23 protein-coding genes are annotated in these 25,922 nt (G+C 71.4%); 11 read left to right on the top strand and 12 right to left on the bottom strand.

Annotated elements, in window-relative coordinates:
• Entirely contained in the window at positions 1–375 is a 375-nt protein-coding gene (locus VA596_RS00310; protein WP_323322349.1) for a MarR family winged helix-turn-helix transcriptional regulator, read from the bottom strand.
• 86 nt (positions 376–461) lie between these two features.
• On the opposite strand from VA596_RS00310, the gene VA596_RS00305 reads away from it, so the two are divergent.
• Positions 462–1,919 carry an MFS transporter gene (locus VA596_RS00305; RefSeq protein ID WP_323322347.1) on the top strand — a complete coding sequence of 486 codons (1,458 nt, stop codon included), beginning with the start codon at positions 462–464 and terminating at the stop codon, positions 1,917–1,919.
• A 60-nt stretch (positions 1,920–1,979) separates the two neighbouring features.
• Here VA596_RS00305 and VA596_RS00300 read toward each other — a convergent pair whose 3' ends face one another.
• Complete coding sequence (locus VA596_RS00300) at positions 1,980–2,432, bottom strand: carboxymuconolactone decarboxylase family protein (RefSeq protein ID WP_323322345.1); 453 nt, start codon at positions 2,430–2,432, stop codon at positions 1,980–1,982.
• Positions 2,433–2,479: 47 nt separating this feature from the next.
• On the opposite strand from VA596_RS00300, the gene pdxR reads away from it, so the two are divergent.
• Entirely contained in the window at positions 2,480–3,886 is a 1,407-nt protein-coding gene (pdxR, locus tag VA596_RS00295) for a MocR-like pyridoxine biosynthesis transcription factor PdxR (protein ID WP_323322343.1), read from the top strand.
• Position 3,887: 1 nt separating this feature from the next.
• Here the strand turns inward: pdxR and VA596_RS00290 are convergent, their stop codons facing one another.
• Complete coding sequence (locus VA596_RS00290; protein ID WP_410171829.1) at positions 3,888–4,688, bottom strand: glycoside hydrolase family 25 domain-containing protein; 801 nt, start codon at positions 4,686–4,688, stop codon at positions 3,888–3,890.
• Positions 4,689–4,949: 261 nt separating this feature from the next.
• Here VA596_RS00290 and VA596_RS00285 point away from each other — a divergent pair, with 261 nt between their 5' ends.
• Both VA596_RS00285 and VA596_RS00280 read left to right on the top strand, forming a co-directional pair.
• Entirely contained in the window at positions 4,950–6,530 is a 1,581-nt protein-coding gene (locus VA596_RS00285; protein WP_323322341.1) for a substrate-binding domain-containing protein, read from the top strand.
• Between the two features lie 7 nt (positions 6,531–6,537).
• A complete protein-coding gene (locus tag VA596_RS00280; RefSeq protein WP_323322339.1) occupies positions 6,538–8,292 on the top strand; it encodes a glycosyltransferase family protein in 1,755 nt (584 codons plus the stop codon).
• 4 nt (positions 8,293–8,296) lie between these two features.
• Here the strand turns inward: VA596_RS00280 and VA596_RS00275 are convergent, their stop codons facing one another.
• Complete coding sequence (locus VA596_RS00275; protein WP_323322337.1) at positions 8,297–8,947, bottom strand: class I SAM-dependent methyltransferase; 651 nt, start codon at positions 8,945–8,947, stop codon at positions 8,297–8,299.
• Between the two features lie 143 nt (positions 8,948–9,090).
• Here VA596_RS00275 and VA596_RS00270 point away from each other — a divergent pair, with 143 nt between their 5' ends.
• Positions 9,091–13,107: an alpha-(1->3)-arabinofuranosyltransferase gene (locus VA596_RS00270; RefSeq protein ID WP_323322335.1), complete on the top strand. Its 4,017-nt coding sequence runs from the start codon at positions 9,091–9,093 to the stop codon at positions 13,105–13,107.
• 264 nt (positions 13,108–13,371) lie between these two features.
• Here VA596_RS00270 and VA596_RS00265 read toward each other — a convergent pair whose 3' ends face one another.
• Positions 13,372–14,574 carry a lipopolysaccharide biosynthesis protein gene (locus VA596_RS00265; RefSeq protein ID WP_323322333.1) on the bottom strand — a complete coding sequence of 401 codons (1,203 nt, stop codon included), beginning with the start codon at positions 14,572–14,574 and terminating at the stop codon, positions 13,372–13,374.
• 70 nt (positions 14,575–14,644) lie between these two features.
• Between VA596_RS00265 and VA596_RS00260 the strand changes: the two genes are divergently transcribed.
• On the top strand, positions 14,645–16,336 hold the full coding sequence (locus VA596_RS00260) for a hypothetical protein (RefSeq protein WP_323322331.1): 1,692 nt from the start codon (positions 14,645–14,647) through the stop codon (positions 16,334–16,336).
• 3 nt (positions 16,337–16,339) lie between these two features.
• Positions 16,340–16,522, top strand: coding sequence for a hypothetical protein (locus VA596_RS00255; RefSeq protein ID WP_323322329.1), 183 nt, complete (start codon positions 16,340–16,342; stop codon positions 16,520–16,522).
• A gap of 929 nt (positions 16,523–17,451) precedes the next feature.
• Here VA596_RS00255 and VA596_RS00250 read toward each other — a convergent pair.
• Positions 17,452–18,699, bottom strand: coding sequence for a glycosyltransferase family 4 protein (locus tag VA596_RS00250; RefSeq protein WP_323325569.1), 1,248 nt, complete (start codon positions 18,697–18,699; stop codon positions 17,452–17,454).
• A 173-nt stretch (positions 18,700–18,872) separates the two neighbouring features.
• Here VA596_RS00250 and VA596_RS00245 point away from each other — a divergent pair, with 173 nt between their 5' ends.
• Positions 18,873–19,568: a class I SAM-dependent methyltransferase gene (locus VA596_RS00245; protein ID WP_323325567.1), complete on the top strand. Its 696-nt coding sequence runs from the start codon at positions 18,873–18,875 to the stop codon at positions 19,566–19,568.
• A 1-nt stretch (position 19,569) separates the two neighbouring features.
• Here the strand turns inward: VA596_RS00245 and VA596_RS00240 are convergent, their stop codons facing one another.
• A complete protein-coding gene (locus VA596_RS00240; protein WP_323322327.1) occupies positions 19,570–20,637 on the bottom strand; it encodes a DUF3068 domain-containing protein in 1,068 nt (355 codons plus the stop codon).
• A 241-nt stretch (positions 20,638–20,878) separates the two neighbouring features.
• Between VA596_RS00240 and VA596_RS00235 the strand changes: the two genes are divergently transcribed.
• Positions 20,879–21,394, top strand: a complete 516-nt coding sequence (locus VA596_RS00235; protein WP_323322326.1) for a hypothetical protein — start codon at positions 20,879–20,881, stop codon at positions 21,392–21,394.
• Here VA596_RS00235 and VA596_RS00230 read toward each other — a convergent pair.
• Positions 21,391–21,822 (bottom strand): RidA family protein, encoded by a 432-nt coding sequence (locus VA596_RS00230; RefSeq protein WP_323322324.1) that lies wholly within the window; start codon positions 21,820–21,822, stop codon positions 21,391–21,393. The two genes, VA596_RS00235 and VA596_RS00230, sit on opposite strands and share 4 nt — an antisense overlap.
• Before the next feature lie 62 nt (positions 21,823–21,884).
• On the opposite strand from VA596_RS00230, the gene VA596_RS00225 reads away from it, so the two are divergent.
• The gene (locus VA596_RS00225) at positions 21,885–22,358 is read left to right on the top strand and encodes a MarR family winged helix-turn-helix transcriptional regulator (RefSeq protein ID WP_323322322.1); all 474 of its coding nucleotides are present in this window, start codon (positions 21,885–21,887) and stop codon (positions 22,356–22,358) included.
• Positions 22,359–22,598: 240 nt separating this feature from the next.
• Positions 22,599–23,150: an Ltp family lipoprotein gene (locus tag VA596_RS00220; protein WP_323322320.1), complete on the top strand. Its 552-nt coding sequence runs from the start codon at positions 22,599–22,601 to the stop codon at positions 23,148–23,150.
• 10 nt (positions 23,151–23,160) lie between these two features.
• Here the strand turns inward: VA596_RS00220 and VA596_RS00215 are convergent, their stop codons facing one another.
• The 4 genes from VA596_RS00215 to VA596_RS00200 are packed head-to-tail and all read right to left on the bottom strand — an operon-like array spanning position 23,161 to position 25,808.
• Entirely contained in the window at positions 23,161–23,367 is a 207-nt protein-coding gene (locus VA596_RS00215) for a helix-turn-helix domain-containing protein (RefSeq protein WP_247056639.1), read from the bottom strand.
• A complete protein-coding gene (locus VA596_RS00210; RefSeq protein WP_323322318.1) occupies positions 23,367–23,846 on the bottom strand; it encodes a DUF2975 domain-containing protein in 480 nt (159 codons plus the stop codon). The genes VA596_RS00215 and VA596_RS00210 overlap by 1 nt, the downstream gene beginning before the upstream one ends.
• A 50-nt stretch (positions 23,847–23,896) precedes the next feature.
• Positions 23,897–25,075 carry a PucR family transcriptional regulator gene (locus VA596_RS00205; RefSeq protein WP_323322316.1) on the bottom strand — a complete coding sequence of 393 codons (1,179 nt, stop codon included), beginning with the start codon at positions 25,073–25,075 and terminating at the stop codon, positions 23,897–23,899.
• A gap of 55 nt (positions 25,076–25,130) precedes the next feature.
• On the bottom strand, positions 25,131–25,808 hold the full coding sequence (locus VA596_RS00200) for a class I SAM-dependent methyltransferase (protein WP_323322314.1): 678 nt from the start codon (positions 25,806–25,808) through the stop codon (positions 25,131–25,133).
• Positions 25,809–25,922: the final 114 nt, after the last annotated feature.

The following is a 25,922-nucleotide window of genomic DNA, read 5'->3' as shown; positions in this document are numbered from 1 at the left end:
TCAGCGCAGGGTCTCGTTCAGTACCTCGCGGTGCGTCTGCTTGGCCGCGAGGTACTTCTCCTGGCCGGCGTCGGTGATCGTCACGAAGATGCCGCGCCGGTCCGCGTCGCACAGCGCGCGCTGGACCAGGCCTTCCTTCTCCAGCCGGGCGACCAGCCGGGACGTGGCGCTCTGGCTCAGGTGGATCGCGCCGGTGAGGTCGGCCGAGCGGCACTTGAAGTCGCAGGTGGCCAGGCGTTCCAGCGCCTCGAACTCGTTCGCGCCGATCCCGTGGCGCTCCTGCAGGCGGCACTCGAGCGTGCTGAACACGGCCGAATAGCGGGCCAGCAGCTCGTGCCACTCCTCGACCAGGCCTTGCTCAGCGACGTCGCTCACGGCGACCAACTTAGCATGCGCAGGCATCAGATGCAAACACATAAGATGCTTAGACATTAAATGCGTATGCATGTACTGTCGCCGTCATGAGTTCTTCCGCGGACCTGTCCACCACCTCGACCCGGTGGGACGCGCGCCTCTGGGGTGTCCTGCTCACGGTGTCCATCGTCATCGGCCTCGACGCGCTCGACGTGTCGATGGTCGGCGTCGCCCTCCCCGCCATCCAGGCCGACCTGGGCCTGTCCACCGCCGCGCTGCAATGGGTCGTCAGCGGCTACGTGCTGGGTTACGGCGGGCTGCTGCTGCTCGGCGGGCGCACCGCCGACCTGCTCGGCCGCCGCCGCGTCTTCCTGGTCGCGGTCGCCGTGTTCGCGCTGGCCTCGCTGCTCGGCGGCCTCGTCGACGACGGCGCGCTGCTCATCGCGAGCCGGTTCGTCAAGGGGCTCGCCGCCGCGTTCACGGCGCCGGCCGCCCTGTCCATCATCACCACGACGTTCCACGAAGGCCCCGCCCGCAACAAGGCGATCAGCATCTTCGCCGTCTTCGGCGCCAGCGGGTACTCCGCCGGGCTGGTCTTCTCCGGGCTGCTGACCGAGGTCGGCTGGCGCTGGACGTTCCTGCTCCCCGCTCCGATCGCCGTCTTCGCGTTCGCCGCCGCCTGGAAGCTGATCCCGTCCTACCGCCGCGAAGAGGGCCGCGGGTACGACTTCCCGGGCGCGATCACCGGCGCCGTCGGCTCCCTGCTGCTGGTGTTCGGCGTGGTCGAAGCCCCGCAGGTCGGCTGGGCCTCCCCGCGCACGCTGATCACGTTCGTGGTCGCCCTTGCGCTGCTCACGGCGTTCGTCCTCATCGAGAAGCGCAGCGCGCACCCGTTGCTGCGCCTGGGCATCCTGCGTTCGGGACCGCTCGCGCGGGCCAACCTCGGCGGTGCGCTGTTCTTCGGCGCGTACATCGGGTTCCAGTTCGTCGTGATGCTCTACCTGCAGCGGGTCCTGGGCTGGTCCGCGCTGCAGACCGCCCTCGGGTTCCTGCCGGCGGCGCTGATCGTCGCGTTCGGCTCGCCGCGCATCGAGCCGCTGATCGACCGCGTCGGCACGCCCCGCACGATCTTCGCGGGTGTCGTCGCGCACGTCATCGGCTACGCGCTGTTCCTGCGGGTCGACGAGCACTCGGGGTACGCGGCCTACGTCCTGCCCAGCATGATCCTGCTGGGCATCGGCTTCACGCTGGCGTTCTCGTCGCTCAACATCCAGGGTACGAACGGCATCTCGGACGACGAACAGGGTCTGGCCGGCGGCCTGCTCAACACGTCACTGCAGGTCGGTGGCGCGATCGGCCTCGCGGTGGTGACGGCGGTCCTGACCGCCAACGGCGGCGGTGAGGCGTCACCCGCCGCGCTGCTGACCGGCCTGACGCCGGCGCTGAGCGTGGTCACCGGCATCGCGGTGCTGGGCCTGCTGGTCGCGATTTCCGGTCTGGTGGCGCGGAAGCGCGTGGCCGAGGAGCCGGTCGTCGAAGAGGATCTGCTGGCCCTCGCGGACTGAGGACCACGCGCGGAGGAACCACCATCGCCGGGGGATGGTGGTTCTTCCGCGTTTCCCGGATCAGGCCCGCTCGTCCGTGCCGGGCACCTTCGCCGTGGTGATGGCGATGCGGTTCCACGTGTTGCTGGTGAAGATCAGCGCGAGCAGCTGGGCGAGCTCCTCTTCACCGAACTGCCCGGCGGCGCGGGCGTAGACGTCGTCGGGGACACCGCCCGCCGAGATGAGCGTGACGGCGTCGGTCAGGGCCAGCGCGGCCAGCTCCGGCTCGCTGAAGAAGTTCGCGGCCTCGTGCCACACGGCGATCATGTGCAGCCGCTGTTCGCTCTCGCCGGCCTTGCGGGCGTCCGAGGTGTGGATGTGCAGGCAGTAGGCGCAGCGGTTGAGCTGCGCGGTCCGGATCTGGACCAGCTCCACCAGCGCGGGGTCGAGCCCGGCGCGGGCGGCGGCGTCGAAGCCGATCAGGGCCTTGAAGGCCTTCGGTGCGGTCTTGGCGAAGTTGATGCGGTGCGTCATGAGCAAAAATCTAGAGCCGAAGTGACCGCCGTGTAGGGTGCATTTTCGTGCCGGATTCATGGGTCAATTCAGGTGAGCGGCTGGGGGCTGACCTGCACCTGGAGCTGTCCGGCACCGGCGGCAACCGGGCCGTGCTCATCACGGCGCTGCGGGACGCCGTCCGCACCGGGCGGCTCGCCCCGGGCACGCGGCTGCCGCCGTACCGCTCGCTGGCCGCCGATCTGGGGCTCGCCCGCAACACCGTCGCCGACGCCTACGCCGAGCTGGTCGCCGAAGGCTGGCTCACCGCCGTCCAGGGCTCCGGGACGCGGGTCGCCGACCGCGCGGAGCCCCTCGCGCCGGCCCGGACGCCGAAGAAGGCGCCGGGGCCGCCGAAGCCGCGGTACAACCTGCGCCAGGGCCAGCCGGACGCGACGTCGTTCCCTCGCACCGAATGGCTCGCCGCCGCGCGGCGCGCGCTGAACGTCGCTCCGCACGACGCGTTCGGCCCCGGCGACCCGCGCGGCCGCCCCGAACTGCGGGAGGCGCTGGCCGGGTACCTCGCCCGCGCTCGCGGGGTGCGGACGACCCCGGACCGGATCGTCGTGTGCTCCGGGTTCGCGCACGCGCTGCGGCTGCTGTTCCCCGCGGTGCTGCCGGGCCCGCTGGCCGTGGAGTCCTACGGCCTGGCCTTCCACCGCTCGATCTTCACGGCCGCGTCCGTGCCGACGATTCCCTTGTCGCTGGACGAAAACGGCGCGCGCGTCGACGAGCTGACCGCGGACGTCGCCGCGGTGCTGCTTACGCCCGCGCACCAGTTCCCGACGGGCGGGCCGCTGCACCACGACCGCCGCACCGCCGTCGTCGGCCACGCCCGCGCGACCGGCGGGGTGGTCGTCGAGGACGACTACGACGGCGAGTTCCGCTACGACCGCAAGCCGATCGGCGCGGTCCAGGGCCTGGACCCGGACCACGTCGTCTACGCCGGCTCGGTCAGCAAGAGCCTTTCACCGGCGCTGCGGCTCGGGTGGCTGGTGCTGCCGGAGCACCTCGTCGACGCCGTCCTCGCGGTGAAGGGCGAGCGCGAGGCCTGGGCGGGCGTGCTGGACCAGCTGACGCTGGCCGAATTCGTCGAATCCGGCGCGTACGACAAGCACATCCGGCGGATGCGCCAGCGCTACCGCCGTCGCCGCGACCTGCTCGTCGACGCGCTCGCCGCGCAGGCGCCGCACGTGGTGCCCACTGGCGTCGCCGCCGGCCTGCACGCCGTGCTGCGCCTGCCGCCGGGCACCGAGAAGTCCGCGGTGACGGCCGCGACGTGGCAGGGCCTCGCGCTCGACGGACTGGCCGCCTTCCGGCACCCGGCGAGCACGATGTCCACAATGGACGGGTTGGTGGTCGGGTACGCGACCCCGGCCGAACCCGCCTACGCCGAGGCGATCGACGTGCTGTGCCGCGCCCTGCCGCCCGCGTGAGCTATCCCACGATGTCGATCTCGAACGGGTCCGTGGAGCTGTAGGTGATGTCCGCCCAGATCGCGCCCGGCAGGTCGAACCGCCGGTGCGAAGTCAGCTTCGAGTTGTAGCCCGAGGTCTGGGCCGGGTTGTGCCCGACGCCGTTGTGGTCGTTGCCCCACGCGAAGATGTCGCCGATCCACATCGGCTTCGAGAAACCGTCGCCGCCCAGCCGCGGGCGGACGACCACGGCCGCGCCGGGGCTGCCGGACAGGAAGACCCGCACCGTGTTCTGCTCGGCGTTCGGCGGGGTGACGGTGATGCGCTCCATGATCTCCACTCCAGTCGAGTCGGAACCCTTGCCGTCCACTCCGGGCCAGAAGTCGACGACCGACGAGACGTCGTAACCCGGGGCGACGTCGCCCCGGTACTGCTTGGCGACGGCACCGTCCGGGATGGTCGGATCGCCGTTGTAGTGCGCGATCCAGTAGTGCGGTTCGGGGACGCCGGCCGTCGAGAACGCCGAGCGCACCGACGGCCAGGTCGAAAGGTTGCAGTAGACCGTCGGGTCCGCACCCGCCGCGCGTCGCATCCGGACCCAGCCCGGCGCCTCGGCCGGGGTGGCGTCACCGGGTTCGACGTCGAGGACGTGCCCGTCGTTCGTGCTCGCCTTCTTGACGATCGTGACCTTGATCGCGTCGGGAAAACGGGCCCAGTCGGCGGCCGACCACGGTTCCAGCTTGATCTTGTCGATGTATCCCGCGACCAGTTGTCCGCCGGCGGGGATGTTCGCGGCCGTGACCGCGTCGTACATCGTGCGCACGGGTCGAGTCTCCGTTCGGTGCCACATCGCCGGTTTCGGGGACGGCGAAATCGTCTTCGCGATCCGCCATCGTGCTGTTACCCATGTGGGACGGGCGTCAAGCCAAAATGTTACGCAGTTCCTGTCTGTCACCAACTCGGCGGCACCACGCAATTCCTTCACCACGACCTCATCCGGCGACGGTGACTTTCCGCTATCGGCTCTGGCTTCCCGCTCACCCGGCTGGCAAGCTGCAGACTCTTTACGAGGGAAGGTACGTGCATGGCGGCACACCCGGCGTGGGCCCGGCGCATCGACGCGCGGGTCGTCGTCCTCAGCGTGCTGCTCGTGGTGGCCCTGCTCGCCTGGTTCGGGGTGGACTACCTGAGGAACCGCCTGGCGAGCGGTGGCTGTGACACCACGACACCGGTCCGCATCACCGCGGCGCCGGACATCGCGCCGGTGCTCACGGCGCTGGCCCGGTCGGTGCCGGGACCCGACTGCTACACCGTGGAGGTCACGGCCAGCGCGTCGACGGCCACCGCGGCGGCCCTCGAGGCCAACGGCGCGAACGGGCCCGACGTCTGGGTGCCGGAGTCGAGCACCTGGCTGCTGCAGGCCCGCGACGGCGGCGCGTGGAACCTGCCGGAGACCGGTCAGTCGGTGGCGAGCTCACCCGTGGTCCTGGCGCTGACCGACGAAGTCGCGAAACAGGCGGGGTGGCCGGCGAAGTCACCGTCCTGGTCGGACGTCGTCGCCGGCAGCCCGGTCGGGCTGCCCGACCCGGGCCGCGACCCGGCCGCGATCGCCGCGCTGATCGGCCTGCAGCAGCTGACGAAGGACGCGCCCGACCCGGCCGCGGCGTTCACCGAGGAGATTCGCAAGCTGTCGGCGGTGAGGGAGCCGTTCACGGCGTCACCCGCGTCCGAACAGTCCGTGCTGGCGCGCAAGCTCGTCGCCGCCTACCCCGCCGTCGGGGTGCCCAGTTTCGACTACCCGTACGTCGTGTTGCCGCGCGCGTCGGAGGCGTCGCGCACGGCGGCCGAGCGGTTCCTGCGGCTGCTGCTCGACCAAACGGCCACAAAGGCCTTCGCCGACGCCGGGTTCCGGACGCCGGCCGGGCAGCTGCTGGGCGACCGGCCGCCGGACACCCGCACGAGCTCCGCGTCGCGGCCGGTCGGCCCGCCCACCCCCGAAGCGATGTACGGCGTCTTGCAGGCCTGGGCCGGGGCCAACCTGAGCGCCCGCGTCCAGGTGCTGCTCGACGTGTCCGGCTCGATGGCCGCGACCGTGCCCGGCACCGGCCGCAGCCGGATGGCGCTGACGCTGGAAGCCGCGACGCAGGGCCTCGGGCTGTTCAAGCCGACGACCGAACTCGGGCTGTGGCTGTTCTCCACCAAGCTCGACGGCGACCGCGACTACAAGGAACTGCTGCCGATGCGGTCCATCGCGGACCAGCTCGCGCAGGGCGGCCTGGCGACGTTGCAGGCGGTCAAGCCGAAGCCCGGCGGCGCCACCGGGCTGTACGACTCGATCCTCGCCGCGTACCAGAACGCCCGGCAGAGCTGGAAACTCGGCCGGATCAACGTCGTCGTCGTGCTCACCGACGGCCGCAACGAGGACAGCGACTCGATCGGGCTGCCCGGCCTGCTGGCCGAGCTCGGCAGGCTGCAGGACCCGCGCAAACCGCTGCCGGTGATCGGGATCGGCATCGGCCCGGACATCGACGCCAAGGAGCTGCAGCAGGTTTCGGCCGCGACCGGCGGCGAATCGTTCACCACGCCGGACCCGCGCAAGATCTCCGACGTCTTCTACCAGGCGCTGAGCAAGCTCATGTGCCAGCCACCGGCGTGCAAGAAGTGAGGCCCCCGTGCTTGACGAGCTGACCGAAGAGCCGCGGGTGCGCCGGAGAGTCCCGGCGGTGGTGATCGCCGCCTTCGTCGCGGGCTTGGTCCCGTTCGTGCTGCACACCTGGGCGGCACTGCACGGGAATTTCGCCCAGGACGACTTCGTGGTGACGTACCGGGCGGCCGCAGCCGGGCCGTTCGACCTCGGGTTCCTGTTCCAGGACTACCACGGGCACCTGACCCCGGGCGGGTTCTTCCTCGCCGCGGTGCTGACCGCGTGGGCGCCGTTGAACTTCCCGCTGCTGATGCTGCCGCTGCTGATCATGCGCGCGCTCATGACGGTCCTGTTCTGGTGCCTGCTGGTGCGCTGCTTCGGCCGCCGGTGGGCGATCCTGGTGCCGTTCACCGTGTTCACGGCCTCGACGCTGCTGCTGGTCCCGACACTGTGGTGGGCCTACGGCGTCCAGATCGTGCCGGTCGTGCTGGCGACGGCCGGCGCGTTGCACGCGCAGGTCCGGTACTTCCAGGACGGCGGCCGCTGGTGGATCGGCACCTTCGCCTGGACGGTCTTCGGCTTGGCGTTCTACGAAAAGGCCGCGGTGATCCCGCTGGTGCTGGCCGGGGTGACCGTCCTGCTCGGACAGTCCTTTCGCGACCGGGCGCGCTACTGGGCCGGGCACGTCCTGTTGCTGGCCGCGTTCGTCACCGTCTACCTCACGGTGACCTCGAGCCAGGTGGCACCGGGCGGCACGCCGATGTCCGCCGGGTCGGTCGCGGACCTGACCGGCCGGATGCTCGGCGACACCCTGCTCCCGGGCCTCGCGGGCGGCCCGTGGTCCGGCCCCGGGCCGGGCGCGACCTGGGCGCCGTCGCCGTTCGGGGTCGTCGTCGTGGTGTTCCTGGCGGCGTTGGGCGTGCTGATCGCCGGGGTGCGCGCGGGTGGCCGCCGGGCGTGGCGGGCGTGGGCGTTGTTCGGGGTCCTGCTCGCCGTCGACGTCGCGCTGCTGGCGCTGACCCGGCTGCGCGAGGTCGGCCCCGCGGCCGGTGACGACCCGCGGTACCTCGCCGAGCTGGCGCTGGCGGCCGCCCTTTGTGGAGCGTTCGCTTTCCTGGCCCCCGGCGAAGTTGCGCCGTCCGGCGGAAAGCGCGAACGGCCGATCGCCCTAGTCGCCTGCGTGCTTCTGCTCGCGAGCTCCACTGTGGGCTTTCTGCAGCTGTCGCCCGGGATGCGGTTCGAGCACGCGGGCCAGTACGTCGCGAACGTCCGGGCCGCGATCGCCGAGGACCCGGATCTCGTGTTCTACGACGACTTCGTCCCGTCCGACGTGGTGTTCGAATGGTTCGGGGCGGATTCCTTCGCGTCCCGGGTGGTCGGCCTGCTGCCCGGCGCGCACTTCGACCAGCCGACCAGCCGGATGCACCTGCTCGACGCGAACGGCACCCCGCACCGGATCACCGGCGTCGCCCCGGTTTCCCGCGGTGTCACGGGCCCGGTGCCGAACTGCGGCTACACCATCGGCGAGACGCTCGTGCGGATCCCGCTCGACACCGCGGTGCTGGGCCGGCACCTGCTCAAGGTGGACTACTTCACTTCGGACGGCGGGGAAGGCCTGATCGACCTCGAGGGCAAGCGGACGCCGGTCTGGTTCCAGGCCGGCCTGCACTCGATGTTCCTGCCTGTGGACGGCCTGTTCGACCACATCGGCGTCCAGCTCTCGAGCCCGGGCGCGCCGGTGTGCCTCGCCAAGATGGAGGTCGGGAAACCGCTGACCCAGTAGGCCTTCAGTACGGGTCGAACGGGCTGTCGTGGCCCAGCAGGCGGGCCACCGGCCGCAGCCGCAGGCGCAGCAGGACCTTGAGCACGACGTTGCGGGCGAACCACGGCAGCTGGGCGAGCACCCGCAGCCGGTCCGCCGTGGACGGTGGCGAAAGCCGGAACCGCGCCAGCGACGTCGCGCGGTCCACATAGGTGTACCGGCGTCCGAAGAGGACCTTCGCGATCGTGCCGAGCGTGACGCCGATCGAGGAAAAGCAGTCGTGGACCAGGATTTCCGCGCCCGGCGGCAGGTGCTCCGACCAGCGCAGGTCGTCGGTGTAGGTCCAGTAGTCGTGCTTGCCGTCGATGTAAAGCAGCTGTATGGGCCGGTCCCAGTCAGGGCGCAGTGCCGTGCTGTAACCGGCGACGAGCTCGACGACGTCGTCCAGCCCGGCCTCGCGGACGTTGCGCTCGAACAGTTGCCGCGTCGGCGATCCGCCGAACAGGCGGCCGTCGACGAACGGGTCGACCGCGATCACCGTGGCCCCGGCCGTGCGCGCGGCCGCGCCGAGCACGATCGTCGACCGGCCCTGGTGGCTGCCGATCTCCAGGACGACGTCGCCCTTCTCCAAGCGGCGCGCGGCGTCCCAGAGCGCTTGGCCCTGGGCGCGCGTCATCCAGCCCTTGACGGGCTCGGCGAGGGCCCAGGCGTCGTCGAACGCCGTGTTTTCGGAGGGAATGACGCACCTGCCCAGGAAAGTCGGGGACCGCGGAAAATCGTCGGCACATGGTAGCCAGGTTTCGGCCTAGTATCTACCGGATGGTAACCGCCACCCGCGAACGAACCCGGGACGACGCTCCGCCCTCGGAGCGCGCCCGGAAGTTCTCGCCGGGCGGTTTCGTGCGCCGGCCCAGCACGTGGATCGTGCTGGCGCTGACCACGTTGTCGTTCCTGCAGATGCCGGGGAAGACGACGTTCGACACCAAGCTCGACCTGGCCGTCGACCCGCTCGCGTTCCTCGGCCGCGCGCTGCACCTGTGGAACCCGCAGGCGACCGCGGGCGAGCTGCAGAACCAGGCCTACGGCTACCTGTTCCCGATGGGCCCGTTCTTCGCGCTGGGCCAGGCCGCCGGGGTACCCGCGTGGGTCACGCAACGGCTGTGGGGCGCGCTGCTGCTCTCGGCCGCGTTCGGCGGCGCGCTGCTGCTGGCGCGCGCGATGAAGATCGGCACCGAGCGCACCCGGCTGATCGGCGCGCTCGGGTACGCGCTCGCACCGCGCATGCTGACCGAAATCGGCGGTCTGTCCGCGGAGATGCTGCCCGCGGTGCTGCTGCCGTGGGTGCTGGTGCCGCTGGTGCGCGCCGGGGTGACCGGCTCGCCGCGGCGCGCGGCCGGGCTGTCCGCGATCGCCGTGCTGTGCATGGGCGGGGTCAACGGCGCGATGGTCGTGATGGCGCTGGTCCTGCCGGGACTGTGGCTGCTGACGCGCAAGTGGACCCGCGAGCACGTCCGGCTCGTCGTCTGGTGGGCCGTGTTCGTCGCCGGCGCGACGCTGTGGTGGATCCTGCCGCTGCTCCTGCTCGGCGAGTACAGCCTGCCGTTCCTGGACTACATCGAGTCCGCGACCAACACGACCGCGCCGATGTCGCTGTTCGAGGTGCTGCGCGGGACGAACCAGTGGGTCGCCTACGTCGTGCAGGGCACCCCCTGGTGGCCCGGCGGCTGGTCGCTGATCGACAACCCGGTGCTGATGCTGGCGACCGGGCTCGTCGCCGGGGTCGGCCTGTTCGGACTGACGCGCCGTGGCCTGCCGGAGCGGCGGTTCCTCGTGCTGGGCGTCGTCACCGGGCTGACCCTGCTGACGATCGGGTACGTCGGCACGCTCGACAGCCCGGTCGCGGAGCAGGTCCGCCACCTGCTGGACGGGCCGCTGGCCCCGCTGCGCAACGTCCACAAGTTCGAGCCGGTGCTGCGGCTGCCACTGATGCTCGCGTTCGTGCACGGGATCTCCAGTCCGGTGCGGGTGAAGTCCGCGCGCCGGTTCCTGCGGCCCGCGCTGGGCCTGCTGCTGATCCTGGTGATGGCCGCGCCCGCGTGGCTGCTGAACCTGCGCTCCGGCCCGGGCTGGGACGAGGTGCCGGACTACTGGTACGACGCGACGGGCTGGGTCGCGAAGGCCGACCCGAACGCGCGGACGCTGCTGCTGCCGGCGACCGGCTTCGGCGAGTACGACTGGGGCCGCACGGTCGACGAGCCGGCGCAGGCGATCGCGAAGAGCCCGTGGGCGGTGCGCAACCAGGTGCCGCTGGGGTCCGAAGGAAACACGCGGCTGATGGACTCCGTCGACGCCGCCCTCGCCGACGGCCGCGGCGATCCCGGGCTGGCCGCGCTGCTCGCGCGGTCCGGCTACCGGTTCCTCATGCTGCGCAACGACATCGACCGGGAGCGCACCGACGCCCCGTCCGTCGCCACGCTGCGTTCGGGGCTGGCGGGGTCGCCGGGCATCGGCAAGGCCGCGACGTTCGGGCCGCTCGAGATCTACCAGGTGCAGCGGCCGGTGCCGCTGGCCACCGCGACGTCCACAAAGGACGTCCCGACGGTCAGTGGCGGCCCGGAGAACCTGATCCCGCTGATCGACTCCGGCCAGCTCGACCCGGCGACGCCGACGGTGCTCACCGGCGACGGCGGCTCGCCGGGCGGGCCGCGCCTGGTGACCGACGGGCTGCGCCGGGCCGAGCGGAACGTCGGCGGCGTACGGGACAACCTCAGCCAGACCCTCACCGCGGGCGAGGCGTTCCGGCAGCAGCGCGCGGCCGGCGACGTGCTGCCGTTCCCCGGGCAGGAGCACCAGACGGTGGCCGCCTACCGGGGCATCCGCTCGGTGACGGCGTCGACGGCCGCGTCGTTCGCCGACGCCTTCGGCGGCTCCGACCCGAGCCACCAGCCCTTCGCCGCGATCGACGGCGACCCGCGCACGGCGTGGGTGTCGTCGTCGTTCACCGGCCCGGTCGGGCAGTGGCTGGAGGTCGAGCTCGACACCCCGCGCCTGGTCACCGCCGTCGACCTGCAGATGGTCGACGACCTGCGGGTCGGCTGGCCGGCGACGCGCGTCCGGATCACCACCGACAACGGCTCGGTCGACCAGCAGGTCATCCGCGGCGCGGGGGCGCACAGCTACCCGGTCGCCGCGGGGGTCACCACGAAGGTGCGGATCACGTTGCTGTCGCTGGTGGTCGGGCGGCAGGACGGCAACGTCGGCATCGCGGAGCTGAACATCCCGGGCACCGAGCCGCAGCGCGCGCTCGAGGTGCCCGCGGACCTGCCCACCGGCGCGGCGCCCGGGTTCGCGTTCACGCGCGGCGCGCAGCCGCGGTACGCGTGCCTCCCGGACGGCGGCGCGGTGCGCTGCGACGCGACGTCCGCCCGCGACGGCGAGGAACCCGACGGCATCCGGCGGCTGTTCAGCACCCCCGCGGACGCGACGTTCCTGCTCGGCGGCTCGGTGCTGCCCGCGGGCGGCGGCAAGAACCCGGTGTCCCTGCCGGGGGTGACGGTCGCTTCGACTTCCCAGCTGGGCGGCGACCCGGCGGCGAGCGGGTTCGCCGCGGTCGACGGCGACCCGGGCACGACGTGGCGCCCCGACGTCACCGACCTGCGGCCGACGTTGACGCTCGGGTGGACCGCGCCGAAGCGGATCACGGGGCTGCACATCGGGGTTTCGCCGTCCAGCGGGGCGAAGGCGCCGCGGCAGGTGGAGCTGGTCGGCAAGACGGGCAATCGCACGGTGCAGCTCGACGCGAGCGGGTCCGGCTCCTTCGACCCCCTGGACACCGACCAGCTGCAGATCATCGTGCCCGGCGACGACGACGATCCCGCGGCCCGCGCGGTGGTCGGCATCGGCAGCCTGGAACTGTCCGGCACGGACGGCCTGTTGCCGGGGCCGGACCCGGCGTTCACGGTGCCCTGCGGCGCGGGCCCGAACGTCCACCTGGACGGCCTCGACTACCGGACGTCGGTGACGGGCACGCTGTCGGACATCACCGACCACCGGCCGCTGCCGCTGACGATGTGCCGCGACTCCGAGGGTGGCGTCGAACTTGCGCCCGGCGGGCACGAGCTGCGCACGGACCGCTCGGACTCGTTCGTGGTCCAGGACCTGTGGCTGCGGCCTTCTTCCGGGGTTGCGGCCCCGGTGACGCACCGGGCGGTGCAGATCGGCCAGTGGGACGCGACGTCGCGGTCGGTGACGGTGGCCCCGGGCGACGAGTCGGTGCTCGCGGTGCCGGAGAACGCGAACGCGGGCTGGGTGGCCACTTTGGACGGCAAGGACCTGGCCCGGACCCGGGTGGACGGCTGGCAGCAGGCCTGGATCGTCCCGGCTGGGGCGGGCGGCGTGGTCTCCCTTTCGTTCACGCCGGACGCGTCGTACCGCACGGACCTGCTGATCGGGGCTCTGGCGGTGCTGGCGCTGCTGGTGGGAGTGGCCTGGCCGGCTCGCCGCCGCCCGTTCCCGGTCGTGGCGGGCGGTGCGGTCTTGGTGCCGGTGCTGCTGATCGGGCTTTTGGTCGCGTTGGGCGGGATGCTGCCGGTGGTGCTGTTGATCGCCTGCCTGCTGGCGCGCCAGTTCTCGGAGCGAGCGCCGAGGTTCCTGGCCCTGGGCGGCATGGTCCTGGCGGCGGCGGTCTCGGTGACGGGCCGGGTGCTGGGCCACGGCCAGGACTGGGCCTACGGCCCGGTGACCCAGGCGGCCCTGCTCTTGGCCGCCGCAGCGACGGTGGCCACGTGCATCGACTGGTTCGCCCGAAAAGCCAACCCGACCGAACCAACCCCCTAACCCGCCCACGACACGCGAGTCGTCCAACCGAGTACGCAAGTCGTCCAGCTGGGTACGCGTGTCGTCCGGTCCGTACGTGTGTCGTCCGGCTGGGTACGCGATTCGACCTTTCACGCACGTGAGCCGACCCCGCAGGCACGTGTGTTGACCCTGCAGGGACGTGTCGACCCTTCAAACACGCGTGTCGGCTCCCCAATCACGCGTGTCGACCCTCCAGACACGTGTCGACCATCCACACACGCGCCCGGAACCCCCCAGCCGCGCTCAGCCCGTGCGCCGGGACCGAATCTCCACCAAGGCCCCCGCCACCGCCAACCCGCCGGCACAGCAAGCCGCCACCGTCACCACCTGGGTCGCCGAGCTGTGCAGCCAGGCCGGGATCAACACGGCCTCCACCGCCACCGCCGCCCACATCAGCACCGTCACGCGGCGGTCGCCGTCCGCCAAGCGTGCGTACAGCAGGATCTGCACCAGCGCCAGCATCGACCCAGCCAACGCGAACGGCCACAACGGCATAGTGCTTCCGGCGTAACGCACCCCGCCGATCAGCGGCAGCAACCGCGACCCGAAGACCAAAGTCACCAGCACCACCACAGCGTCCAAAGCAGCACAGATCCCCAACGCCACCGGCAACGCCCGGCGGCGGTCGGAAACAACAGCGAACCGGGGGAGGACCAAGACGCCGACGGCCTGCGGCAGCCAATAAGCGATCTTCGTGACGATCGCACCCAGTGCGTACTCGCCCGCCTCCGCCGCGGGCAGGGTGTGGCGGGCCAGGACCAGGTCCAGGTTCACCAGCAGCACCAGCGCCAGCATCGCCTGGGCCGTGTGGAGGACGTCGCGGCCGTGGCGGTCGGACCACCTCGGACGCGGGCGGCCGCAGATCTGCCAGCTCGCCGTCACCACCGCCAGGGAACCGATCGCGGTGCCGGCCAGCGCGCCGGTCGTCGAGCCCGAGACGAGCAGGCCCACCAGCGAGCCACCGACCTTGCCGACGCCTTCCAGGGCGATCAGCCCGGCCAGCGTCGCGAAGCGGTGGCTGCCCTGCAGGAGCCCGTGAAACAGCCCCAGCAGCGTCAGCGGGCCGAGCGACGCCGTCACCAGCAGCGCCGGCGCCAGCGAGCCCAGGTGCAGCAGGAGGACCAGCAACGGGCTCACCGTCAGCGCCGCCGCCGCGACGATCCCGCTCGTCACCAGGCCGAGCGCGAACAGCGACCCCGTGTGCTGCGGCGAGCGCGCGACGCGCAGCGCCACCACCGTCTGCAGCGCCATCGCCGGGACGACACCGATCACCAGCACCGCCAGCAGCGAGCTCAGCTCACCGAACGCGCCCGGCGCGAGGATCCGCGCGGCCGCCAGGCTCAGCACGTAGCTGCCCGCGTTGTTGCCCGCGAGCGCGAGCGAGACGAGGATCGCCGCGATCCGGTTGCCGGTCCGCGCCGGTCCGGCTTCGGTGTCTACGCTCAACGACGGGCTCCCATTACCGGCGAGTAATGAGCAGCGACGATAACCGCGCGGGGAACGGAAAGGAAGGGCCGTGGACGCACCGGGCAGGCGGCTGGCCCTTCCCGCCGTCTCCGCCGTGCTCGCGTTCGCCGTCTGCGCGCCGCTGCTCGGCCGTGGCTTCGTCCTGAGCTACGACATGGTGTTCGCGCCGGAGCAGTACTTCGTGCCGGACGCCTTCGGGATCGGCGCCACGCTGCCGCGGTCGGTCCCGGCCGACACCGTCGTCGCGCTCGCGACCACCGTGCTGCCCGGCGACGTCGTCCAGAAAATCGTGCTGCTGCTGGCGATCTTCTTCGCCGCGTACGGCGCGGGCAAGCTCGTCCCCACCGAGCACACCGGCACCCGGCTGGTCGCCGCGACCGCGTACGCCTGGACGCCCTACCTCGCGGAACGGCTGTTCATCGGCCACTGGCCGCTGCTGCTGACGTACGCGAGCCTGCCGTGGATCGTCGCGGCCGGGCTCGCCGCCCGCGCGCACGAACCGAAAGCGCTCCTGCGGCTCGTGCTCGCCTGCGCGCCCGCGGTGCTGACGCCGCCGGGCGGGGTGCTCGCGGCCGCCGTCGCGGTCGTGGCCGCCGGGTCCAGGCGGATCCCGGCGACGCTGGGCATTTCCGTGCTGCTCAACCTGCCCTGGCTCGTACCGACGTTCCTCAACGCCGGCGGCACCTACTCCGACCCGGCCGGCGTCGCGGCGTTCAGCGCCCGCGCCGAAAGCTGGGGCCCCGCGCTGCTCAGCGTCCTCGGCCTCGGCGGGATCTGGAACGCCGAGACGGTGCCCGGCAGCCGCGCGATGCCGCTGATCCCGGTGCTCGTGCTCGTCACCGTCGCGATCGCGCTGGCCGGCCTGAAACCGCTCGCCGCGCGCTGGGGCACCCCGCCGGTCCGCGCGCTCTTCCTCCTCGGCGTCGCGGGGGTGCTGCTGGCGTCACTGGCGACGCTCCCGTTCGGCGAAACCCTGCTGGACGTGGCAACGCGGCATCTCCCCGGCGCCGGGCTGCTGCGCGACGCGCAGAAGTGGGTGGCCTGGTGGGCGCTGCCGCTCGCGATGGGCTTCGCGCTCGCGATCGAAGCCGCGACCGCGAAACTGCGGACGAACCAAGGACGCGCGGGGCTGGTCGCGGCGGCGGCGCTCTTCCCGATCCTCACCATGCCGGACCTGGCGTGGGGCGGCTGGGGCCGGCTCGCCACCGCGCAGTACCCGGACGACTGGCGCGCGGTGTCCGAAGTGCTCGGTGCCGACGACCGTCCGGGAGACGTCCTGGCGCTGCCGCTCTCGGCGTTCCGCGGCTTCGCCTGGAACGGCGATCGCACGCAGCTGGACCCGGCGCCGCGCGCGCTCCCGAAACCCGTGCTGACGGACGACACCCTGCAGGTCGGCACCGAACGGATCGCCGGGGAGGACCCGCGGATCGGCGACGTCCGCGCCGCGACGTCCGCTCAGGACCTCACCGGCGCCGGGATCGGCTGGATCCTCGTCGAGCGCGGGACTCCCGGTGACGTCGACCCGCGGCTGCTCTCCGGTGCCACGCAGGTGTGGTCGGGGGAATGGCTGACGCTGTACCGGACCCCGGGTGAGCCGGAGGTGAAAGCCGTTGCGTGGGCCCCGGCCTTGGCGGCGGACAGCGTAGTGCTCACGTCGCTCTGCGTCGCACTGTTGTGCCGCATGTTACCGATGCGTACATTGGGCCGCGGCAGGATTTTCCCGCCGCGGAAGAAGGAGTGACACGTGGGCACGCTCATCGGCGTGGTGGCCGCCGTCATCATCGGGGGCGGGTTGGCGACGGGCGCGGGCTTCGCGTTGATCGAAAGCGGTGACCCCGACAGCACCGCCGCGGTCCAGCAGCAGCTCAACCAGCAGGTGAAGTACAACCCCGCGGACCACCCGGCCAAGTTGTACGGGAACCGCTGACACCCGTGACGCAGTTCGCCTCCGACCACGCGCACCGCGTGGTCGGGCTCTACGGCGACCCCACCGTCTCCTGGAGCATCCTCCTGGAGGCGGAGCTCTTCTCGGCCCCGGAACCGGAAAAACTCCGCGCGCGGCTGGCGGCCGCCCTCCCGCAGTACCCGCACCTCGGCCCCGCGCCGGCCGTCGACCAGGCCCGAGGCCCCGAGTTTTCCGAGGCACGCGCGCGATTCGCCGCCGAACCCTACGACCGGGGCGCCCCCTTGGTGCGCGTCGCCGTCCGCACCGACCAGCCCGCGGTGCTCGTCGCCGCCCACCACGGCGCGCTCGACGGCCTCGGCCTGCTCGCCCTGCTCGGGTTCCTCCTCGACGTCCCGGTTTCCTCCGCGGCACGCGGGATCGGGGCGCGCACCGGCGGCGGGAAGCCGTTCCTCGTTTCGGCCGTCCAGCGGCTCGCCGAGGCGCTTTTCGCGCCACCGGGCCGGATCGTGCCGGATCGGGACGCCGAGCGCGCGGGTGACGTCTTCGAGGCCCGCCGGATGCCCCGGCTGCGGCTGAGCGCCGCGGGGTTCGTCGCGGCGGCCACGCAGGCGACCGGGCACTGGAACCGCGCGCACGGCGCCCGCACGGCCCGGGTCGTGGCCGCGCTGGGCGCGTCGTGGCGCTCCGGTGCCGCGCCGGAACCCGTGCACGACAGCGCGTTCTTCCGGCTGCGGCTGCCGTCCGATCCGGACTCGGCGGGGGTCGCGGACGTCCTGCGCGCGCAACCACCCGAGCCCGACTTCCCCGCACGCAGCAGCCGGATCGCCCGGCTGGGCACCCGGCTGCTGGCGAGCCGGCTCGGCTCGACGTTCCTGGTGTCGAACCTCGGCGTGGTGTCCACCGGGGACACCGTCCGCTCGATCGCGTTCTACCCGGCGGCGAGCGGCCGCTCAGGCGTGGCGTTCGGCGCGGCGACCACGGGGGACACCACGACGGTGACCGTGCGGGCCCGCCGCAAGGACTTCGGCGCGGCGGCCGCCGGACGGCTGGCCGGGCAGTTCCGGGACGCGGTGCGCGACCAGGCCGGGCCGGGTCAGGACGCGGGGCCGCGGAGCCGGGACGCCGGCGACGTCCCGCACCAGTGACGCGAACTCGCCGACGCTCTGGTCCCAGCTGTAGTTCCCGGCCCGTGCCGCGCCGGCCAGGCCCATTTCGGTGCGGCGCAGCCCGTCGGCGAGCAGCCCGTCGACCCGGTCGGTGAAGTCCTCGAAGTCGTCGGCCAGCAGGCCGGTCCGGCCGTCCACGATGGACTCGGCGACGCCGCCGGCGGCGCGGTAGGCGACCGAGGGCACGCCGTGCGCGGCCGCCTCCATGATGACGATGCCCCAGCCCTCCTTGACCGACGGGCACAGGTGCAGCCACGAGCGGGCCAGGATCTCGTGCTTGGCCTGCTCGTCGACCCAGCCGTGCAGGGTGACGCGGTCCGCGACGCCGCGCTCGGCCGCGTGCGCCCGCAGCACCTCGTCCCACGGTCCCTGCCCGACGACCTCCAGCCGCAGCTCGGGCCAGCGCCGCGCGAGCCGCGCGACGACGTCGATGGCGTGCTCGATCCGCTTGTGCGGCACCAGCCTGCTCACCGCGACGAGCGTCGGCGCACTGTCCCGTTCGGACGCCACCGGCGGCGGCGCGTCGAGGCCGTTCGCGACCACCGTGACGCGCTCGCGGCCGATGCCCAGCTCGGCCAGCTCGGCCTTGGTGACCTCGGAAACCGTGACGTAGCGGCACTTGCGGAACAGCCACGGCGCCAGCCGCGACTCGATCCACCAGCCGACCCGGCCCAGCGTCTCGCCCAGCGCGCTGATCCACTGTTCCTTGTGGACGTGGTGCACGAGCACCAGCACCGGGCAGCCGGCCACCAGCCGGGCGAAGAACGGCATCCCGTTCTGCACGTCGACCACTAGGTCGGCGCGCGCCCGACGGATCGCGCGCAGCGCGTGGACGTAGACGCCGAACTTGTTGCCGCGGCGCCGGTAGCGGACGCCGTCACGCCACTCGCCCGCGGTCGCGCCCGGGTAGGCCGCGCACTGGATTTCGACCCGGTAGCCCGCTTTCGCGAGTCCTTCGGCCATCCGCTCGACGTACCGTTCGGACCCGCCGCCCTCGGGGTGGCCGGTGTCGCGCCAGTTGACCAGCAGCACACGAGGACGGTCCATCGGGTTATCCAAACTGTAGCGACGATGCTAGGTTACCGGTGCGTACACGGTATGCGTACACAGTAGAGGAACGTATTTCGGAAAGCGATGGTTCAATGGCAGCAAATCCGGTCGTCGCCCCGAACGCCGAGCCGCACCGCGCCACGCTCCGCCGTTCCGTGACGCTCTTCCGCACTTTCCTGACCGAGCAGACCGACCCGGACGGCTTTTACTCGGCGCTGGCCGCCGACTCCGTCCGGCAACTGGCCGCGCACACTCCGCTGTCCGGGCGAACGATCCTCGACGTCGGGGGCGGTCCGGGCTATTTCTCGGACGCCTTCCGCGCGGCCGGCGCGTCCTACCTCGGGGTCGATCCGGACGTCGGCGAGCTGTCCGCGCGCGGTGAGCCGGGGGAGAACATGATCCGCGCGAGCGGCACGGAACTGCCGGTGCGCAGCGGATCCGTGGACGTCTGCTACTCGTCGAACGTGCTGGAGCACGTGGCGAAGCCGTGGGTGATGCTCGACGAGATGTGCCGGGTCACCAAGCCCGGCGGCACCGTCTTCGCGTCGTTCACGCCGTGGTATTCCCCGTGGGGTGGTCACGAGACCGCGCCGTGGCATTTCCTCGGCGGCTACTACGCGCGTCAGCGGTATTTCCGGAAGCTCGGGAAGCAGCCGAAGAACAAATTCGGGGAAAGCCTGTTCCCGGTTTCCGTCGGCGCCGCGCTGCACTGGGCGAAAACGACACCGCTGGCCGATCTGGTGGCCGGGTACCCGCGTTATCACCCGAGCTGGGCGATGTGGATCGTGCGGGTCCCGGCCCTGCGTGAACTGGCTTCCTGGAATCTGGTGCTGGTCCTGCGCCGGCGCTGAGTCAGCGGCCGGCGCCGACCGGTTCCCGCCGCCGCGGCGGCACCGGCGGCTCGGCCCGGCGCCGCCGGGCCAGCAGCACGATCGAGGCGATGATCAGCACGCCACCACCGATGCCGAACCACAGCGGGCCGGTGGTGGACAGCAGTTCCAGCTTGCCCTTGTTCGCGTTCACCTGGTCCGCCATCTTCGCGACGGTTTCCGGGCTGTACGCCAGGGTCCCGTCGAACACCACGGTCGACGTGCCGCTGGTCCCGACGCGCAGCTCCTGGTGCTGCTGTTGCTGCTGCTTGACCTCGATCCCGGTGACCGGCTCCACCCACAGCGTGTTCACGCCGCGGTAGTAGAGGTCGGCCTTGACCGTCGAATCGGTGGAGCCGACGAGTGAACCCGGGACGTCCTTCGAGCCGAGCTTGGTGTCGGGGATGTTCTGGACGAACTTGTAGGTCTCGATCCCGTCCACGGTCTCGGTGCCGGAGTACTTGGCCGTGACGGCCGCGCCGGTGTTGTCGTCGTAGACCTTGTAGTCCTGCTGCTCGGTGCCGAACGGGAACTTGAAGTTCAGGCCGGGCTGCGCCTTGAGCTCGTTCGTCTCCGGCGGCTTCTCACCCTGCTTGGGGGCCTCGGGCTGCAGTTCGGTGACGTAGCTGCTCTTGATGTCGCACTTCGGGTCGGTTTCGCCGTGCGGCTCGTAGCCCTCACCGGTGCGCCGGTCGAAGCAGACCTGGCGCTTGCTCGCGCTCAGCACGGTGCCGTCGGCCTTGTCGGTGACCTGCACGGCCAGCAGCCAGACCGCGTAGTCGGTGTCCTCGCGCATTTCCGGGGCCGCGAAGTTCGCCTGGACGTGGGCGGTCGCGACCAGGTCCGCGTCCTTGCGGATCTCCGAAACCGGGCCGTTGCCCTTGTCCGTCACGGCGAGCACCTGGCTCGCGGTGCCTTCGAGCACCGACGTCGAGTCCTGGTCGAGCGGCACCTTGGCGAGCTTGGGGTAGACGTAGGCCGGGAGGAGCACCGCTCCGGCGACCGCGAAGACCCCCAGTGCCAGCAAGATCAGGCCGAAAGCGCGTCGCAACGGTCCTCCTGGTGTCACACAAATTACCGGGCGGTAATCAGTGCCCGGATAGTGGCCCGCGCCACGCCGGGCGTCAAAGTGTGACTCGCGGTCACAGACACCGCGTACGGCCGGAAGGCGGCATGTACGCCGCCGTTCGCACCAAACGACCAAACATGTTTGTTCCCGGGCACAACGGGCGTGGGCCCACCATCGGACGATCCTCACTCCGCCGCGCGGGACAGCAAGGAGAACCCCTCTTTTGGCGCAGGATCCTTCGACGGTCGCGATCGCGGCCACCGCCCGTTGGCGAGCCAGGATCGTGGCGGCGGCCGCGAGCGTGGGAGTCAGCCTCAGTGACCCCTCGGCGGGCATCCCCGGCATCCGCACGCTCGTCTGCGGCCGCGGCGACCTGGCCCGGTTCGTGCCCCGCCTGGGCCACGACGGCGAACCGCCGACGCCGGCGATCGGCGCGCACTCCGACTCGATCGCCGACCGCGAGCTGCGCGACGCCGTGGCCGACGTCGCCGCCCTGCTTTCGTTGCACGGCAACGTGGTACTCGACCTGGACGCCGGTTTCCGACGGCGCCGCACACCCCGGCCGGACGTGGTCGTCTCGGCCGGTTCGGACCGTCCCCAGTGGACGGAGCCGGCGGTGACGCTCCCGGTGGGCACGGACCGGCGCGGGGGTCCGCTCACGGTGGCGCTCACCGCCGGTCCCGGCTTCGAAGGCACGCTGCTGGAGCTGGCGAGACTGGTGGAGGTGGACGCGGCTTAGCCCGTGATCGCCGTGGCCCGGATCTCCACCCGCATGCCCGGCGCGCCCAGTGCTGCGACGCCGATCTGCGTCCAGATCGGTGCTCGGTCGCCCATGCGCTTGCGGAACTGCTCCACCATCACCTTCGTGTGGTCGTCGCCGATGGTGTCGGGGGCGGTGGGGATGTGGAACGAATCCACCGCGACCACGTCGGTCCAGCTCGCGCCCGCCGTGGCCAGCGTGCGCTCGACGTTCTCGAAGGCCTGGACGATCTCGTCTTCGAGCGACTCGGGGAAGACCGTGTTGTCGTCCCAGCCGCCCTGGCCGGAGATCTCGACGCGGTCGCCGATCCGGACCGCCTGCGTGTAGTGCAGGGCGTCGAGGTGCTTGGGGCCGTAGCCGGGGGTGACGAAGAACTCGGGCATGGTGTTCCCTTCGATTGACTTCACGCTTGAAGTCAACGTATCAGACTTCAAACGTGAAGTCATCCGCGGCTGGGTAGAGTTCCCCCATGGCATCCGACGAGGACGAGCCGCGCTGGCTGACGCCGTCCGAAAAGGACGCTTGGACCGGCCTGATCTCGCTCGCGCTGCTGCTGCCGGGCAAGCTCGAGGCGCCGCTGCAGCAGGAGGCCGGCGTCACGCTCTTCGAATACCTGACGCTGAGCCAGATGTCGGAGGCGCCCGGACGCCGGCTGCGGATGAGCGAGCTGGCCTACCTGGCCAACGGTTCGCTCTCGCGACTGTCCAACGTGGTCAAACGGTTCGAGCAACGGGGCTGGGTGGAACGCTCACCCGACCCCGACGACGGCCGCTACACCCTGGCCGCACTCACCGACGCCGGGTACGAGGTAGTCGTCGCCGCGGCGCCGACGCACGTGCGGGCCGTGCGGCAGCTCGTGCTCGACCCGCTCACCGAGGCCGATCAGCAGGCGCTGGCCCGCATCGCCGAAAAGCTGCGGGTGCGGCCGGTCGACCTCGCTTAGCGGAGATCGAGCCCGTGCGGGCCATCGCCCCGCGGCTGACCGGCCGGGCACCTTCTCCCTTCACGCAGGCGTAACACGGCGGACGCCGTTTTCGACCATATCGACAACACTGCCGCCACCGCCGCCCGTCGCTCTGGACCACCGCCAGACGGCCGGGCGTCTTCGGCGCGCCGTGAAGCATCGCTGCTCTCCCGACCCCCGCTGCGCACAAGGCACTGCCATCAGAGGGAGCGAACCACCATGAAGAAAATCGTTATCGGCGTCGGCATCGGGGTCGCCCTGCTCGTGGTCGCCACAGCCTGCAGCAGCCCAGCTTCTCGGGCGTCCGCGCCGACCGCGCAGGCTGCCGCAGTGACCGACCAGCTGGTTACCAGCCAGCCGGCTACCACCCAGCCGGTCACCTCCCCGCCCAGCACGCCGTCGCCGACCACTGCGAGCCACGACAACGAAACGAGCACGGTGGAGGCGGCTGCACAGTTCTCGCCGCAGGTGGAAATGGCCCGCGACAAGGCGCAGAGCTATCTCGGTTTCAGCGCGTTCTCACGCACCGGCCTGATTCGGCAGCTGTCCTCGGACGCGGGTGAAGGTTTTCCGAAAGCCGTGGCCACCGAAGCCGTGGACAGCCTGTCGATCGACTGGAACGCGCAGGCCGTCAAGTCGGCCGAGAGCTACCTGAGCTTCACGTCGTTCTCCTGCTCGGGCCTGAAGCAGCAGCTCTCGTCGTCGGCCGGCGAAGGCTTCACCAAGGCGCAGGCCGCTTACGGAGCCGGCAAGACCGACGCGTGCAAGTGAGGCCGGGCGTCTAGTCGTCGACCCACTCCAGCAGGTCGCCGGGCTGGCACTCGAGGACCCGGCACATGGCTTCCAGGGTGCTGAACCGCACGGCCTTGGCGCGGCCGTTCTTCAGGACGGCGACGTTGGCCGGGGTCAGCCCGACCTTCTCGGCGAACTCCCCGACGCTCAGCTTGCGCTTGGCCAGTTCGACGTCGATGCGCACGACGATCGCCATCAGATGACCGCTTCCATGTCGGTCCGCAGCGTAGTGGCCTGGCGCAGCAGGGCGCGCATGACCACCATCAGCAGGCCGATCACGGTGATCCCGACGGTCACCAGGAACAGCAGCATCGGCATCCCCGGGTCGTCCGCGTTGAAGCCGACGAAGATCAGCATGCCGACGAAGACCAGCCACGCGGCGGCCACCGACCAGACGATCGCGTCGACCCACTTCAGGGCCGCGATGGTGAAGATCCGGTCCTTCTTGACCAGCGTCAGCAGCTTCCACGTCGCGACGACGATGACCTCGACGCACAGCACCAGGAACACCGCGATCGCGGTCAGCGGCCACCGCAGCGGCGCGTCGTGCGGGTTCTGCGACGTCGTGTACGCGATCCCGCCGGGTAACGAGAGCGTCTGGAAGATCACCAGGACGACGAACAGCACGACGAGGAACACCCGGAGCGCGGCGACGGCGCGTCTTTCGGAGAGCATGCGACGACTATCGCCGGTTATCTATCGAAAGTCAATCGGTAGCTGTCGATCTACGATGGTTCCGGATCAAGCCGGACCGATTCGAGGGCGACGTACAGCTCGCCGATGTCGACCGGGTCGGTCAGGTCGCGCTTGGTCAGCTCCTGCACCCGGCGCAAGCGGTAGCGCACGGTGTTGGGGTGCACGAACAGCCGGTCCGCGGCCTCCTTCGCCGACCCGTGGCCGGCGAACCACGCGAGCAACGTGTCGAGCAGGACCTTGCGCTCGGCGCCCGGCAGGGTCAGCACGCCCGACAACGCGGACCGCACGACGTCGCGGGCCATCCCGGGCGCCGCCGCGACCAAAGTGGTCACCGGCGAATCGCCGAACACGACCACGCCGGCGGTCGCCGACGGCAGCGAGCGGCGCGCGATCCGGGCGCGGTGCAGCGCGTCCGGGACGTCCGGGAACCCGGCGAACGGCCGGCTCAGCCCGGCCGCGACCGGCAGCGAGCCCAGCACCTCCCGCAGTCGCCGGAGGTCCTCGATCCGGTCGATCGCGACCAGGCCCGCTTCGCCGCCGGGCCGCCACGCCGACCGCCAGCGACGCGCACGCATCAGCGCCTCGACCGTGTCCTGCCCGTCTCGCTCGAGGCGTTCGGTGACGACGGCGACGAACATCCCCGCCGTCGGCAGCCCCAGTTCGCGCGCCGCGGCCTCCATTTCGGACTGGCCCGCGAGCCGGCCGCGCAGCAGGTCGTCCAGCCGCTGGACGTTCGCGTGCGACGGCTCGGCCGCGACCTGGTCGTACGCCGTGGTCAGCGCGTCCGAGTAGAGGTCGATCGCCTTCCAGACGTAGGAGTTGATCTCGATCGTCCGGGTGGAGTTGAGGAACTCGGGGCCGGCCAGCTCCAGCAGCGCCTCGTAGACGAACGTGCCGCCGATCCGGAACGCGCGCAGCACGGCCGGCAGCGGAATCCCTTGGCGCGCTTGGACGAGCCCGGTCTTGCGGGCCGCGTCGAGGGCCAGGCCGCGGCCTTCGGCCAGCGCGGTCAGCGCGCGTTCGAGGTTGGCGTGGCAGACCTGCCGCAGCTCGTCCGGCGCGACGTGCTCGACCTGCCGGTAGAACTCGTCCTCTTCGCTGAGCAACCGGGCCAGGCGATCGGCGAACTCCGGCAGCCTGCCCAGCATCTCGCGCACCAGCTCACGGTGTTCGCGAGGTACCGGCCTGGCCAGAGCTTCGATGCCCATTCCTCACTTTAGCTCGGGTTCCGGTGGCGGGGATACGCACGAACTTGAGCAAAATTCATATCCGTCGGGTGATCTTCCCGGTGAGGGGTTGACGCCACGACTGACTCACGAAAGCCGGCGCGCGGTGAGATAGACGTGCGGCTCGGGGGTGGCACCGGGGTGGTCCGGGACGAACTCCGCCTGCTCCTCGCGGACGATCTCGAGCCCGGCCGCGCGCAGCAGCCCGGCGAGTGCCTCGGGGGCGAAGCTGCTCGCGCACCGGGTGTCCCATGAAGACGATGTCGAGGCCGTCCACATCGGCCGGCACGGTGGCCACCAGCACCAGGCCGCCGGGCTTGACCCAGGTCGCCACCCGCCCGATGACCGCCTCCTGCTCCGCGCGCGTCAGCTGCAGCAGGGAGAAGAACGTGGTGACGGCGTCCCAAGAACCGTCCTCGAAGGTCAGCTCGCGCTGGTCGCCGAGCTCGAACCGGGCCGCGGGCACCTGGGCGCGCGCGATCTCCACCATCTTCGGTGCGACGTCGTAGCCGGTGACGTCGTGGCCCGCCGCGGCCAGCAGCTCGGCGGTCGGGCGCCCGGTGCCCGACCCGAGGTCGAGCACCTTCGCCTTCGGAGGCAGCGACTCGATCAACGCCGTGATCGCCTCCCGCTGGGCGGTCGCGGTGCGGAAGGCGGCTTCGTAGTCCTTGCCGAGCGCGTCGAAGACCTCGGCGGCGGATTCGGTACGAGTCATGGGCCCACCTTGCCAGACGTCCGATTGCGCAACTTCTGTATCGATACCTGCAAGTACCGAGTAAGTTCGGGCAAAATCGTGGCAACACCTTGTGGTGAGGGCGAAGCGCGACCT

The sequence above is a fragment of the Amycolatopsis heterodermiae genome, from assembly GCF_034929455.1.
GTDB lineage: Bacteria > Actinomycetota > Actinomycetes > Mycobacteriales > Pseudonocardiaceae > Amycolatopsis > Amycolatopsis heterodermiae.
This window is presented reverse-complemented; position numbering and strand designations above follow the sequence as displayed.